Source organism: Psychrobacter sp. ANT_H3 (assembly GCF_027919975.1).
GTDB lineage: Bacteria > Pseudomonadota > Gammaproteobacteria > Pseudomonadales > Moraxellaceae > Psychrobacter > Psychrobacter maritimus.
Genome location: NZ_JAQISM010000017.1, coordinates 1 through 14,141, shown reverse-complemented (window position 1 = coordinate 14,141; position 14,141 = coordinate 1). Strand labels below are relative to the sequence as shown.

The 14,141-nt window shown below is 43.4% G+C and carries 10 protein-coding genes; 8 read left to right on the top strand and 2 right to left on the bottom strand.

The features are described from left to right. The first annotated feature begins 246 nt into the window (after positions 1-246). Both PG901_RS09920 and trhO read left to right on the top strand, forming a co-directional pair. Complete coding sequence (locus PG901_RS09920) at positions 247-828, top strand: tetratricopeptide repeat protein (RefSeq protein ID WP_201620227.1); 582 nt, start codon at positions 247-249, stop codon at positions 826-828. A 290-nt stretch (positions 829-1,118) separates the two neighbouring features. Then, positions 1,119-2,204, top strand: a complete 1,086-nt coding sequence (trhO, locus tag PG901_RS09915) for an oxygen-dependent tRNA uridine(34) hydroxylase TrhO (RefSeq protein ID WP_227692308.1) — start codon at positions 1,119-1,121, stop codon at positions 2,202-2,204. 162 nt (positions 2,205-2,366) lie between these two features. On the opposite strand, the gene serA is transcribed toward trhO, so the two are convergent. Then, positions 2,367-3,593 (bottom strand): phosphoglycerate dehydrogenase, encoded by a 1,227-nt coding sequence (gene serA / locus PG901_RS09910; protein ID WP_201562167.1) that lies wholly within the window; start codon positions 3,591-3,593, stop codon positions 2,367-2,369. Positions 3,594-4,120: 527 nt separating this feature from the next. On the opposite strand from serA, the gene PG901_RS09905 reads away from it, so the two are divergent. Beyond that, complete coding sequence (locus tag PG901_RS09905; protein ID WP_201625052.1) at positions 4,121-5,581, top strand: FAD-binding oxidoreductase; 1,461 nt, start codon at positions 4,121-4,123, stop codon at positions 5,579-5,581. A 148-nt stretch (positions 5,582-5,729) separates the two neighbouring features. Here the strand turns inward: PG901_RS09905 and PG901_RS09900 are convergent, their stop codons facing one another. Continuing rightward, positions 5,730-6,362, bottom strand: coding sequence for a BLUF domain-containing protein (locus PG901_RS09900; RefSeq protein ID WP_201625053.1), 633 nt, complete (start codon positions 6,360-6,362; stop codon positions 5,730-5,732). 693 nt (positions 6,363-7,055) lie between these two features. Here PG901_RS09900 and PG901_RS09895 point away from each other — a divergent pair. The 5 genes from PG901_RS09895 to PG901_RS09875 all read left to right on the top strand — a co-directional run bounded on the left by PG901_RS09895 (position 7,056) and on the right by PG901_RS09875 (position 14,096). After that, a complete protein-coding gene (locus PG901_RS09895; protein WP_201562173.1) occupies positions 7,056-8,693 on the top strand; it encodes a carbon-nitrogen hydrolase family protein in 1,638 nt (545 codons plus the stop codon). A 137-nt stretch (positions 8,694-8,830) separates the two neighbouring features. Beyond that, a complete protein-coding gene (locus PG901_RS09890) occupies positions 8,831-9,382 on the top strand; it encodes a protein disulfide oxidoreductase (RefSeq protein WP_201625054.1) in 552 nt (183 codons plus the stop codon). A gap of 413 nt (positions 9,383-9,795) precedes the next feature. Then, the gene (gene ileS / locus PG901_RS09885) at positions 9,796-12,654 is read left to right on the top strand and encodes an isoleucine--tRNA ligase (RefSeq protein WP_201625055.1); all 2,859 of its coding nucleotides are present in this window, start codon (positions 9,796-9,798) and stop codon (positions 12,652-12,654) included. Further along, on the top strand, positions 12,647-13,285 hold the full coding sequence (gene lspA, locus PG901_RS09880; RefSeq protein WP_201625056.1) for a signal peptidase II: 639 nt from the start codon (positions 12,647-12,649) through the stop codon (positions 13,283-13,285). Before ileS ends, lspA begins: the two co-directional genes overlap by 8 nt. 169 nt (positions 13,286-13,454) lie before the next feature. Then, positions 13,455-14,096 (top strand): O-acetyl-ADP-ribose deacetylase, encoded by a 642-nt coding sequence (locus PG901_RS09875; protein WP_201625057.1) that lies wholly within the window; start codon positions 13,455-13,457, stop codon positions 14,094-14,096. The last annotated feature ends 45 nt before the right edge of the window (positions 14,097-14,141 follow it).

Below are 14,141 nucleotides of genomic sequence, written 5' to 3'. Positions count from 1 at the left end.
GGGTGTTAAGCTAGCGAAATAGTGTCAATCACCCCCTAATTACGACCGTTTGTCGGGTTAATCAGGGACGACTATGACACTACCGATATGAAACACTACCAATACGAATTATTTTGCTAATGATTAGGTAAGTTGGTATTGCAAGATTTCACCTAATTGTTATCGCCGTCTAACTGTCTTTAGCGAGGCAATTTTTAGCGGTGCAACTTATCTTTTGCTTATTAACTGCCTAATTTTGGAGCTGCTATGAAATTATTAAAAGCTGCGTTGTTTACTGCCCTATTTTCTTGTGCGGGCCTTGCCAACGCTGAGTTAATATCAAACGTGCCACTTGATACCTCACGTTTTGAGCTAATGCCTATCAGTGAGCTGTCTGCCAGCGCTGCCCAAGGTAACGATCACGCTCAGTTTTACTTAGCCAAACGTCTGCAAAAAGGTGAAGGCGTTGCTCAAAATACCCAACAAGCTGTCCAATGGTATACTAAAGCAGCTCAGCAAGGCGTTGCCCCTGCTCAGTTGAATCTTGCCATCATGTACTTGCGCGGTGAAGGTGTCCAACCTAACCTACAGCAAGCACGTCTTTGGTTAGAAAAAGCGGCAATGCGCGGCGATAACCGTGCCAGCTATACGCTTGCTTTGCTAGATGAGAAGCAAAAAAACCTAGTTGATGCTTATAAATGGTACGACTTGGCTGCCCGTGATGGTATGCTCGATGAAAAAGTACGTAACAAAGCACGCGGCAAAATTGGCCAGCTAGCATTGAACTTATCAAGCTCAGACATTGCTAGTGCCCGTAGCAAAGCCGATACTTGGTTTCAGAGTAAGTAAAGCGTAAACCAATAAGCGAAACTTCGATTTTACGCCATGAATATTAAAAAAGCTCAGTATCGTACTGGGCTTTTTTGTTTGCCATTTTTATTATCTCTCATATTTCTATGAGATTTTAGAATGATAAAACCTCCAAAATCTTCTCAAAATTTGCTAAACTACGCGCGCATTAGCGAATTCCACAATTGCGCTAGTGTTATGAATCTTACCAATTCATTTTAACCGTTAATTTTAAAAAGCACCTTAAACCCAATGCACTAGGTTTGCGACCTAGCCAGCAGGAGAAAAACATGAGTACCAATCAAGACAGCAGCACCAAAAATAGCAATATCCAAGATAGCACTACAATTGATAACAAAGCAGCGCCTGCTTACGATAGCGTGACCAATAATATCGTCGTTGCCGCACTTTATAAGTTCACGCGCTTTAGCGATTTTGAGCAATATCGTGAGCCAATTTTAAATACCATGCTTGATAATGATGTCAAAGGCACTTTATTACTGGCCAGCGAAGGCATTAACGGCACGATTTCTGGCAGCCGCCAAGGTATCGATAATGTCTTAGATTATTTGCGCAGTATCGAAGCGATTGGCAGCTTTACTTTTAAAGAATCCTATACTGATGCACAGCCTTTTTATCGTACTAAGGTGAAGCTTAAAAAAGAAATCGTCACCATGGGCGTTGAGAATATCGACCCATTACAATCGGTTGGTCGCTATGTCAAACCAAGCGAGTGGAATGCGCTTATCTCAGACCCTGACGTTATTTTGATTGATACCCGTAACGATTATGAAGTTCAAATCGGTACGTTTCAAAATGCCGTTAATCCAAATACCGAAACCTTCCGCGAGTTTCCAGAGTACGTGGCAAAAGAGCTAGATCCAGCGAAACATAAAAAAGTCGCCATGTTCTGTACCGGCGGTATTCGTTGTGAGAAATCTACTGCTTATATGCGCGAACAAGGCTTTGAAGAGGTCTATCATTTAGAAGGCGGTATCTTAAAGTATTTAGAAGAAATCCCAGCCAGCGAATCTATGTGGCAAGGTGATTGCTTCGTCTTCGATAACCGCGTGTCGGTCAATCACAACCTAGAAAAAGGCAACTATGAGCAATGCTTTGCTTGCCGTATGCCGATTACTCATGAGGAAATGCAAAGTGCCGCCTATATCAAAGGCGAGTCGTGCCCGCATTGTATCGATAAAGCGACTGAAGAACAAAAAGCCCGCTTCCGTGAGCGCGAGCATCAAATGCAACTAGCGAAAAAACGTGGCGAAGCGCATATTGGTAGCGATGTGATGGATGTCATAGAAAAGCGTAAAGCGGCCAAAATTGAGGCACGTCGCCAAGCGGAAGCTGCGAATAAAGCCAAAGCTTAATAATTAATTTTTAGTCTATACTTGGCTATAAGTAGGGTGCGCTAAGTGCACCCTACTTTAAACGTTAAACTTTTAAATAATTAGCCATAAAAAAGAGAGGCTCTATTAATAGAGCCTCTCTTTTTTTATACCAGTCGTAAAATTAAATAATAACGCTTAATTTTAGAACAAGATACGTACGCGAATGGTTTCTTCAACGTCTTTTAGTTGATCGAGCGCGGCTGTTGAATCGTTATAATCAACATCCATCACCAGATAACCCACATCACCTTCCGTCATTAAGCTCTGCGCTAAAATGTTGATGTGCGCTTCGGCGAACAGACGGTTAATCTGTGATAGTACGCCTGGAACGTTTCTATGGATATGTAGCAAACGATGCGAGCCTTCTTTAAACGGCACAGAAACTTCTGGGAAGTTTACGGCAGTTGCAGTATCGCCTTGGTCAGAGTATCTAACGAACTTATCGGCAACTTCAAGACCGATATTCGCCTGCGCTTCTTGCGTTGAGCCACCGATATGCGGTGTCAAGATAACGTTGTCAAATTTACGTAGTGGTGATTCAAACTCTTCATCAGCAGATTTTGGCTCTTTCGGGAACACGTCAATCGCCGCGCCCAAGATTTTACCTGACTCAAGAACTGCCGCCAAATCATCAATCTCAACACAAGTACCACGAGCGGCGTTGATAAAGTAGCTGCCGTCTTTCATATGGGCAAACTGCGCCGCGCCCATCATATAGCGGGTGCTTGGTACATCAGGTACATGCAAGGTGACGATATCAGCCGTTGATAATAGCTCTTCTAAGCTACCTACTTGCACGGCGTTACCTAGTGGCAATTTGGTCAAGACATCATGATAAATGACTTTCATACCGAAGCTTTCAGCCAATACCGACAATTGCGAACCGATAGAGCCATAACCGACGATACCGATCGTCTTGCCACGTACTTCATGTGAGTTGGTCGCAGACTTGCCCCAACCGCCGCGATGTACAGTGGCGTTCTTTTCAGGGATACCGCGATATAGCATGATGGCTTCGGCCAATACCAGCTCAGCAACCGAGCGGGTGTTCGAATATGGCGCGTTAAAGACAGGAATACCCAAATCACGAGCGGCGTCCAAGTCGACTTGGTTGGTACCGATACAAAAGCAGCCAATACCGATAAGCTTGTGTGCGTGCTCAAGGACTTCACGCGTCAGCTGCGTGCGCGAGCGGATACCGATGAAGTGAGCATCTTTAATCTTTTCGATAAGCTCATCTTGATCTAAAGCGTGACTGATATTCTCGATGTTATGATAACCAGCCCCTTCCAATACTTTTAACGCATTGTCATGTAGACCTTCAAGCAATAAAAACCGGATTTTGTCTTTTTGTAGTGATAACGCCATGTGAGAACTGTCCTATAATTGTCTTATAAAAATCATCAGTGGGATAAGTATGATGGATGAAACGAAAACAGTCTGGATATCTTACACAAAATTTGGCAGCGATGTTAGCAGATTAGATGAATTATTGCTTATCAAGCCTGAAAACTTTTTATGCTATAGTGAATCACGGTATATAAACCTGATATCTAAACCCTGTACTTAGATTTTGCACTTAACTTTGCACTTAGAACTTGTACTTAAAATTTGCATGCAAACGCTGTATCTAAAATTTATTAAACTGTTTTTTTAATTATGAATATTACTTACACTAGTTAGGCGCATGACCGCATATCTATCTATCATTGCAACACGCGCTCACTTATACTTATATCAATTATATGAACCCAGTTGCTTATATAAACCCATAAACCCAATTATTTATACTCAATTATTTATATAAACACAGTTATAACCGCTGAGTTATATCCATTTAGCGATATAATAATCCCTTTTATGCATAGCGCTTACGTTTCTACCGAGATTTGACCATGACTTCTTTAGCTAGCCAAAGCAACACTACCGCTCAAAACAATGCTACCACCCCTACTGCTGCTGTCCAAAGCATCTTAAGCAACTTGCTTGATGCTCATCAGTTTGACGCCAGCCAAATCAAAACCGATAGCGAAAGCTTAGAGCACTGGGGCAAAGACTGGACCAAGCACTTTGCTCCTGCTGCTGCGGCTATCGTCTTTCCAAAGACCACCGAGCAAGTGCAAGCGATTGTATTACTTGCCAATGAGCACAATGTGGTCTTAACGCCAAGTGGCGGTCGTACCGGTCTGTCTGCTGGTGCAGTTGCCGCTAATGGTGAGATTGTCGTTAGTATGGATAAGATGAACCGTATTGGGCAATTCTATCCTGCTGACCGTATGGTTGAGATTGAAGCCGGTGTCGTCACGCAGCAGTTGCAACAGTTTGCTGAATCAAAAGACCTCTACTACCCTGTCGACTTTGCTTCTGCTGGCTCAAGTCAAATTGGTGGCAATATCGGCACCAATGCCGGCGGTATTAAAGTCATTCGTTATGGTATGACCCGTCAATGGATTATGGGGCTCACAGTTGTTACTGGTAAAGGTGATATCTTGCAGCTTAACCGCGGTATGGTTAAAAACGCCACGGGTTATGATTTGCGTCAATTGTTTATCGGTAGCGAAGGCACGCTAGGCTTTGTCACTCATGCCCAAATCAAACTTGAGCGTCAGCCGCAAGATTTAAACGTTATGGTCTTAGGCATGGACAGCTTTAATGATGTCATGAATGTGCTCTCTGCCTTTCAAGCACAAATCGATTTGACCGCGTTTGAGTTCTTTGATGATGTGGCGATTGATAAGCTCATGGCGCACGGTCAAGTACAAGAGCCGTTTGAATCACGCACCAAGTTTTATACCCTGCTAGAGTTTGAAGCGCCTTATGAGCCTATCATGGATAAAGCCATGGCAATCTTTGAGCATTGTATGGAGCAAGGTTGGGTCGTCGATGGGGTGATGAGTCAGAGTCTAGCGCAGGCGGAAGAGTTATGGAAGCTGCGCGAATACATCTCTGAAACCATTTCAGTATTTACCCCTTATAAGAATGACGTTTCTGTACTAATCAGCTACGTACCTGAATTTATCGCTGAGATTGATCATATCGTCAGCAGTAACTACCCTGACTTTGAAGTGTGTTGGTTCGGGCATATCGGTGATGGTAATTTGCATCTTAATATTTTGAAACCTGAAAATATGAGTAAAGATGACTTCTTTAGCGAGTGTCAGGTTGTTAATAAATACGTGTTTGAAACGGTGCAAAAATATGGCGGTTCAGTATCTGCTGAGCATGGTGTTGGTATGACCAAAAAGCCGTATCTAAATTATAGCCGCAGCGAGACTGAGATTGATTATCTGCGAGAAGTAAAAAAGGTCTTTGATCCCAATAATATTATGAATCGTGGTAAGATTTTTGATATGTAATTGCTTCAATTTATTATTATCACAATAAGTTTGATGACATCAAAAAAGACGCTAAACGTTAAGTCTAGCGTCTTTTTTACTATTGAGCTGGCAATGCATCATTTTTATAAAAGATTAAAAGCGTGAAAGTAGTTAATCTATAAGATATTTATGATAAATAAAGCAGTACCAAGGCGATAATCAGTAAGATACTTAAACAACCTTGAACCATTAGAAAGGCTTGATGCGGGGCGGCGACATGACGCATCATATTGCCAAGCGCATTATAAGTAATGCCTGCCGCTTTAACATGTGGCGGAGTATCAAAGGTTTGGATAATCTGCAAAAACTGCTCGGTACGCTCGGGCGACCAATCTTGCGGCGCAAATGGCAAATATGCTGACAGTTGAGCGGCTTGCTGCTTAGTCGTTGGTGACCACAACCAACGCTCTAAAAACAGCAAACGCATCCGCCAGTCTGAAAAATGACGCTGCTTAATGGTTTTTAAGAGCAATACTTGCACATTTTTATGGCGGGTATCAGCAAAGATACGCTGGGTAAGCGCCGCGACTTTGGCTTTTTCGCCCTCCATACATTGTAAAAAATGACCATTGCCATAACATAATGTACCGGTGATGCCATGCTGTTCATTATAATCGCGCGCATGGCCTTCCACTTCATCAAATATCGTCGCATTCAACCGTGAGGCAAGCGTCAAGCTGCTAACATACACCAGCTGTACCAAGGCCGTGTCTGCTATTTCATCTAATTTGCTCAAGGCATTAGGATGAGTGAGGGGCATAATAAAAATCCTAAAAGGTCACGGTAACAGGCAATTGAAAAAATGCGCCAAATAAGATGACGCTCAAGCAAATAAAAGCATCATTCATAAAAGATAGTAAGTCACAAAAACCTAGCAAATATTTACGCCGCTTGACTGTCATTGGTTACGGGAATTGCTATTATAAGCAGCGCAGTGTCAGTCATGATTAAGCGTCATAGCAGTTAAAATGAATTTATTAGCACAGCAGCATAAACCCTATAAAATAAGGGCAAGATGCAGTGCCAAGATAAGCACTTGTAAATGGGCTAAATTGCCTCATTAAAATTAGCAATAACAGAGGCAATGTTTATAACTCATTGGCTATAACTTATTGTAAATACAAAGATAATTGATTGTAACCATTATATACGCCTATTGGTATATTTTTCTCGACATTATTATCTGAAAAGTTATAGCAAAAATGAGTTGCTAGCTTTTTTATTTAGTAAATGCAGCAATATCCAACCGCTTATTACGCGCTTTACTGACGAGTTTTGATAGCCACCTTTTTATAACTCACTTTATCAACATCTATGAATATCGCTTTATTATTAACACCGATTTATTAACACCGATTTATTAACACCGATTTATTAACACCGATTTATTAACACTGATTTATTAACACTGATTTATTAACACTGATTTACAGCAACGACAGACAGGAACATTATGAGCAAGATAGAAAAACCAGACGACTTTCACCTCACCATAGCTGAGATTAAGAAAAAAGATTATCCACAACTTAAAGCTTTAATGGATCGCGTTTATGTCAACTTAGGCGGTGCGTGGTCAAAAAACACCATTCATACCTTAATTGACGCCTTTCCTGAAGGACAGATTGCGCTCTTTGACCATGATGAGCTGATTGGCATTGTGCTATCGATGCGCGTTGATTACACCAAGTTTTCTAACCCGCATACTTATGATGACTTAATTGGTCATAAAGAAATTATCAGAGACAATCCGGATGGCGATGCTATTTATGGCTTAGATGCGTTAATCGACCCCGAATATCGTGGTTATCGTTTAGGTCGCAGGCTTTATGATGCGCGTAAAGAGCTGTGCCGCCAGTTAAACTTCCGCGCTATCTTAGCCGGTGGTCGTATTCCCAATTATCACAATCACCAAGATTTAACCCCTGGTGAATATATTGAAGCCGTTGAAGCTCGTGAAATCCATGACCCTGCGCTGTCGTTTCAGTTATCAAATGGCTTTATCGTTAAACGTATTTTGACGGCTTATTTGCCAGATGATGCCCAATCTAAAGGTTTTGCAACCTTACTAGAATGGGCAAATATTTATTATGAGCCGCAAGATTATAAGCCCAATACGCGTAAATCAGAGGTCAGAATTGGCGGTATTCAGTGGCAAATGCGTGAGGTTGAATCACCTGAAGAGCTGCTGCAACAAGTTGAATTCTTCGTCGATATTATGGCTGATTACAACTCTGACTTCGCTTGTTTGCCAGAATTTTTTAACGCACCATTAATGGGTCTGTGTGAATCAACTGATCAGAACGTGGCGATTCGCTTTTTGGCCGGTTATACCGAATGGTTTAAAAACGAGATTTCGCATTTGGCGGTCAGCTATAACGTCAACGTCATCACCGGTTCTATGCCGTTCTTGGACGACGACGATACCTTGTATAATGTCAGCTATCTATGCCGTCGTGACGGTACGGTTGAAGAGCAGCGCAAAATTCACATTACCCCGCATGAGCGTAGCGCGTGGGTGATTGAAGGCGGCGACGAAGTCAAAGTATTTGATACCGACGCTGGTCGTATCGGTATCTTAGTTTGCTATGACGTTGAGTTCCCAGAGCTTGCGCGCTTGATGGCACTTGATGACATGGATATCTTGTTCGTACCATTTTGGACAGATACTCAAAACGGCTATCTGCGCGTACGCCACTGTGCCCAAGCTCGGGCGATTGAAAACGAATGCTATGTGATGATTTGTGGTTCAGTCGGTAACTTACCGCAAGTTGAAAGCTTGGATATCCAATACGCACAGTCGTCTATTTTCTCACCGTCAGATTTTGCTTTCCCGCATGATGCGATTATGGCGGAAACCACGGCCAATACCGAAATGGTATTCTTCTCTGATTTAAACTTAGACAAGCTGATTCATGTTCGTAATGAAGGCTCGGTGCATAACCTGCTTGACCGCCGTGATGATTTGTTTAGCTTAAAATGGAAGAGAAAGGCTAAAATTCCAGCAAGCAAATTGACCGATGAAGAGCGTCGTGAAAATTCAGGCAGTGTGCTTATCGGCGATCCACTGCAAGACCGTGCGCAAAAACCTTAAGCGGTTATTTTAAAAAGTGGTTATTTTAAAAAGTAACCAATCATAACAGTTCCATAGATTTTACGAATAATACGGCTGACCATTCAGCCGTTTATTTTTATCTATTAATCACATTGAGAGCAAAAAAAGCAACCACTATGACGACTGATACTGAAAAAAACCTTGAGATGCCAAAAAAAACGCCAAAGCAAAAGATATTGTCTGTTGCTAAAAACCTACTCATATATGGCTTGGTATTTGCTGTCATTTATACCGCTATTAACTGGTGGCGCCAACCGGTCATGCCAGCCAATCCGCAATTGCAGTTGACCGACTATCAAGGGCAGAGCGTTGACTTAGCAGCAATGAGTCGGGATAAGCCAACGTTGGTATATTTTTGGGGAACTTGGTGTCCGGTTTGTCGGGTGACGTCGCCGACGATAGATAAGCTTGCCGCTGCAAATGACTATCCTGTGGTGACCATTGCGATTAAATCAGGCTCTGACCAAGAGCTACACAGCTACCTTACTGAACACAATTATCAATTTACCACCGTCAATGACCAAGAAGGTGAGATATTCGCCGATTGGCAAGGGCAAGTCACGCCGTCTTATGTCGTTCTAAAAGATGGTGAAATGACGCAAGGATTGACTGGTATGCAGCCACTTTGGTCGCTGAAATTGCGCTTATGGTTGTCAGAGGTTTTTTAGCGCTTAGCCAATTAGGTATAATCTAATAAATAGACAATCAAATTTGCCAGACGTATGATTTAATAGACAAGGTATTGATGCTGACATAAGTACTTGGTTTTGGCTAAAAACAGGGCGATACTGGTCAGCTCTTTTTACCCTCCGCGTTTTGTCATATAATAGCTGCCGTTATCATATTCACTTTTCTCATTATTCTGCTATCTGTTAAAGATATTTTTTGTTGCAATCGTCTCATTAGTATTTATGATGGACGTAACTATTTTTATAAGCAATTCATAAGCAATATCTTTTAAGCAAAGTTTTCTAAGCAAAAGGCTAGCATCGATTATCAAATATTTGACCCCATATTATATTTAACCTTAAGCCTGAATTTCAAACGCAACCTCTAACCATCATCTTATAAGACACCTTCTATGACTGATAAAAGTAACGATACACCAAGCCAAGATTATAAAGACACCCTAAACCTTGCCGATACGCCTTTTGCGATGCGTGCAAACCTTGCCAAACGTGAGCCAGATTGGCTGGCTGCATGGGAAGCGGATGATGTATATGGCAAAATTCGTCAGGCACGTACAGGTGCGACCAAATACATTTTGCATGATGGCCCTCCATACGCCAACGGTCAGATTCACTTAGGTCATGCGGTCAATAAAGTACTAAAAGACATTATCGTGAAGTCAAAAACCTTATCAGGCTTTGACGCGCCTTATGTGCCAGGTTGGGACTGTCATGGTCTGCCTATCGAGCAAAAGGTCGAAGCCAAAGTCGGTAAAGTTGGGCAAAAAGTCTCTGCGACCGAATTTCGTGGTCTATGCCGCGAGTATGCAAGTACGCAAATTGAGCTGCAAAAGGCAGACTTTAAACGTCTAGGCGTGTTTGGTGATTGGGACAACCCTTATCTAACGATGAACTTCCATCAAGAAGCTAACATCGTACGCGCACTTGCTAAAATTTATGACAACGGTCACGTAACCCGCGGTATGAAGCCTGTTAACTGGTGCTTAGACTGTAGCTCTGCCCTAGCTGAAGCCGAAGTTGAATACCAAGACAAAGTCTCTGACGCTATTTATGTGAGCTTTGATGTGCTTGATACCGAAAAGGTTGCGGCATTAAGCGAAATTGACGGCAATATCGCAGCCGTTATTTGGACCACGACACCTTGGACGCTACCTGCGAACCAAGCAATCGCCGTACATCCTGAGCATGACTATAGTGTGGTCGTAACTGAAAAAGGTAACTTGTTACTAGCCGCTGAACTTGTCGAAACCGCACTAAGCGAGCTTAAACTCAGCAATCAAGGCGTATTGGCAACCGTATCAGGACGCGAGCTTGAAGGTCTGCGCGCCCAGCATCCACTGATTGCAGACCGCCAAGTACCACTAATCCTAGGCGATCACGTGACCACCGATAGCGGTACTGGCCTCGTCCATACGGCCCCTGGTCACGGTCTTGACGACTATATCGTTGGCTTGAAATATAACTTGCCCGTTGAAAACCCAGTAAGTGGTACGGGCGTCTATTTAGACAGCGCGGCGGTATTTGCAGGCGAGCATATCTATAAAGCCAATCCGCAAATTATCGCTACCTTAAATGATAACGGTCATTTAATCAGCCATACCAAAATTGAGCACAGCTATCCGCACTGCTGGCGCCATAAGTCGCCGATTATTTTCCGTGCGACGCCTCAGTGGTTTATCAATATGGAAACCAAAGGTTTACGCGAACGTGCGCTTGCCGATATCCCTAAGGTCAACTGGACGCCAGCGTGGGGACAAAACCGCATCGAAGCGATGATGACCGGTCGCCCCGATTGGTGTATCTCACGCCAGCGTACATGGGGCGTGCCGATTGCCTTTTTCACTCATAAAGAAACCGGCGAGCTGCATCCTAATACGCTTGAGCTGATGGAAGTGGCTGCACAAAAAATCGATGCAGGCGGCGTAGAAGCTTGGTTTGATGCCAGCTGTGAAGATTTCTTAGGCGCGGAAGCCGCTGATTATGATAAAGCAACAGATACGTTAGACGTTTGGTTTGACTCAGGAACGACGCATTTTGCCGTCCTTGAGCAGCGTGAGGAATTAACCAATCCTGCCGATATGTATTTAGAAGGTTCTGATCAGCATCGCGGCTGGTTCCAGACCTCACTGCTTACTTCTGAGGCGATGTACGAGCGCCCACCGTTTAAGCAAGTATTGACCCATGGTTTTGTCGTCGATGAAAACGGCCGCAAGATGAGTAAATCACTTGGCAATATCATCACGCCGCAAGACGAGATTAATAAAACCGGCGCGGATATGCTGCGTTTGTGGATTGCCTCGAGCGATTATCGTTATGAGATGAGCGCAGGTAAAACGGTCTTTAAAGGCGCAATCGATATGTATCGCCGTATCCGTAACACCTTGCGCTTCTTACTTGCCAATACCGATGACTTTGACCCAGCGACAAACAGCGTTGATATTAATGAGCTAGTCAGCCTTGATAAATTTATCATTGAGCGTGCGCAGACGGTACAAGCGCAAATCATCAGCGCCTATGATGCGATGGACTTTCACCAAGTCACCCAGCATATCACTGCGTTTTGCTCGCAGGATTTAGGCAGCTTCTATTTAGATATTATCAAAGACCGTCAGTATACGACTCAAACTGATGGACAGCCGCGTCGCTCTGCGCAAACAGCGATTTACCATATCGCTCATGCGTTGATTCGCTGGATTACGCCAATCTTGTCATTCACCGCGCAAGAAGCGTGGGAAGTATTGGAAGGTAAAAACGGCAAAGACGCAGGCTACGTGTTTACCGAAGAATGGTACACCTTCCCAGAGTTTGAGCTAAGTGCCATCAGTACCGATGACTGGCAACGCATCATGCAGGCAAAAGATATGGTCAATAAACATATCGAAACCGCACGCGGTGAAAAAATCATCAATGCCAACTTATCTGCTGGCGTTGATTTATATGCCGACGGTGCGATGCATGAAAGTTTGGCCAAGCTTGGCGAAGAGCTGCGTTTTGTGCTAATCACCAGTAGCGCAACTTTGAAGCTAATGAGCGCTGCCCCTGCTGACAGTCAAAACAATACTGCCCAAACTGATAACAATGCCGATGAATCAGTCGATTTAATAGTCGAAGTCAGCGCCGCCACTGGTACTAAATGCGTACGCTGCTGGCATATCCGCGATGACATCGGTACAGACGCGGCGCACCCTGAACTATGTGCTCGCTGCGTGACCAACGTCGCAGGCGACGGCGAGGTGCGCCACTATGCCTAAATCAGCGCCTAATCCGACAGACTCATCGGAACATAAGCAACCGCAGGTTGAGGTTGATCATTCGCCTAAACCTGCACATGCGACCACGGGCAGCTCAACCACGCCTAAGAGTCGTTTGAATAAGACCCCAAAAATGGTTGCTAATGGCAGTCGCGCCTTTATGTGGTACTTGCTATCACTGGTTGTGATTATTATTGATCAGTGGACGAAGTGGTTGGCTGAAACCAAGCTAAACTTCCTCGAGCCCGTACCCGTGATTGAGCCGTTTTTAAATTGGACGCTTGCTTATAACTATGGTGCGGCGTTTAGCTTTTTGGCCGATGCAGGCGGTTGGCAAAAGTGGTTTTTTGCTGGACTTGCATTGATCATGTCGCTATTTTTAATCGGCTATTTGGTGAAAGCACCACGTAAAGCCAAGCTGTTATCATTGGGTCTAGCCTTGGTGCTTGGCGGCGCCATTGGTAACCTGATTGACCGCTTGCTCCATGGTCACGTGATTGACTTTATTCATGTGCATTATGCCGACGTTTGGCATTATCCCATTTTTAATATTGCCGATATCGGTATTTGTATTGGTGTGGCGCTGATTGTTATTGACATGCTGTTTCTAGAAAAGAAGCGCGATGCTTAAATGATATAAATAAGATGACTTTGTAAATAGGCTGCCAAATCGGTAGCCTATTTTTTTGCGTCTTTGTTGAGAGATAGCATATCGAATCTTATCGATAACGTAAGCCCTATAGTCGAGTGACGTTAAAAACGCTAAAGTATGATCAGTTCAATATAAAAAGGTTGCTGCCATGTCTGATAATCAAACGTCTAATGACCAAACGTCTAATAACCCAATAAAACCTATTACCCAGAAGCAAATATCAGCCTCTAGCGACATTAATGATAAGAATAATAATGGCAATACCGTAACTTTATCAGTGGTACAAGCTGATATCACTACGTTAAATGTCGATGCCATTGTCAATGCTGCCAATTCAAGTTTGTTTGGCGGCGGCGGTGTAGACGGCGCGATTCATCGGGCAGCTGGACGTGAGTTATTAGCATATTGTCGTACATTGAATGGTTGCCACACGGGCGAGGCTAAAATCGGTCCAGCGTTTAAGCTGCCTTGCCAATATGTGATTCACACGGTAGGACCTGTTTGGCATGGCGGCAATCAACATGAGCCAGAGCTACTCGCCAACTGTTATCGAAACTCACTAGATTTAGCCGTCAAGTATAATCTTACCAGCATTGCCTTCCCCGCTATTAGTACCGGTGTTTATGGTTACCCGCTGGATAAAGCAACCAATATAGCAATTGATACAGTGCAAAATTATGTGTTAACTGCTCAAAAACAGGCGACTAATTTCTCTATCCGCGAGGTTATCTTTTGCTGCTTTTCAGCCAGCGATGCCGCTGTTTATAAACAAGTGTTAGAGTCGATTTAAAGCGATATTTATAAAATCATTAAACATAAAAAAACCACTAGCAAT

Bases quoted from the DNA above. Each gene is read 5' to 3' on its own strand.
- PG901_RS09920 (WP_201620227.1), top strand. From the start codon at position 247: ATGAAATTATTAAAAGCTGCGTTGTTTACTGCCCTATTTTCTTGTGCG.
- trhO (WP_227692308.1), top strand. From the start codon at position 1,119: ATGAGTACCAATCAAGACAGCAGCACCAAAAATAGCAATATCCAAGAT.
- serA (WP_201562167.1), bottom strand. From the start codon at position 3,593: ATGGCGTTATCACTACAAAAAGACAAAATCCGGTTTTTATTGCTTGAA.
- PG901_RS09905 (WP_201625052.1), top strand. From the start codon at position 4,121: ATGACTTCTTTAGCTAGCCAAAGCAACACTACCGCTCAAAACAATGCT.
- PG901_RS09900 (WP_201625053.1), bottom strand. From the start codon at position 6,362: ATGCCCCTCACTCATCCTAATGCCTTGAGCAAATTAGATGAAATAGCA.
- PG901_RS09895 (WP_201562173.1), top strand. From the start codon at position 7,056: ATGAGCAAGATAGAAAAACCAGACGACTTTCACCTCACCATAGCTGAG.
- PG901_RS09890 (WP_201625054.1), top strand. From the start codon at position 8,831: ATGACGACTGATACTGAAAAAAACCTTGAGATGCCAAAAAAAACGCCA.
- ileS (WP_201625055.1), top strand. From the start codon at position 9,796: ATGACTGATAAAAGTAACGATACACCAAGCCAAGATTATAAAGACACC.
- lspA (WP_201625056.1), top strand. From the start codon at position 12,647: ATGCCTAAATCAGCGCCTAATCCGACAGACTCATCGGAACATAAGCAA.
- PG901_RS09875 (WP_201625057.1), top strand. From the start codon at position 13,455: ATGTCTGATAATCAAACGTCTAATGACCAAACGTCTAATAACCCAATA.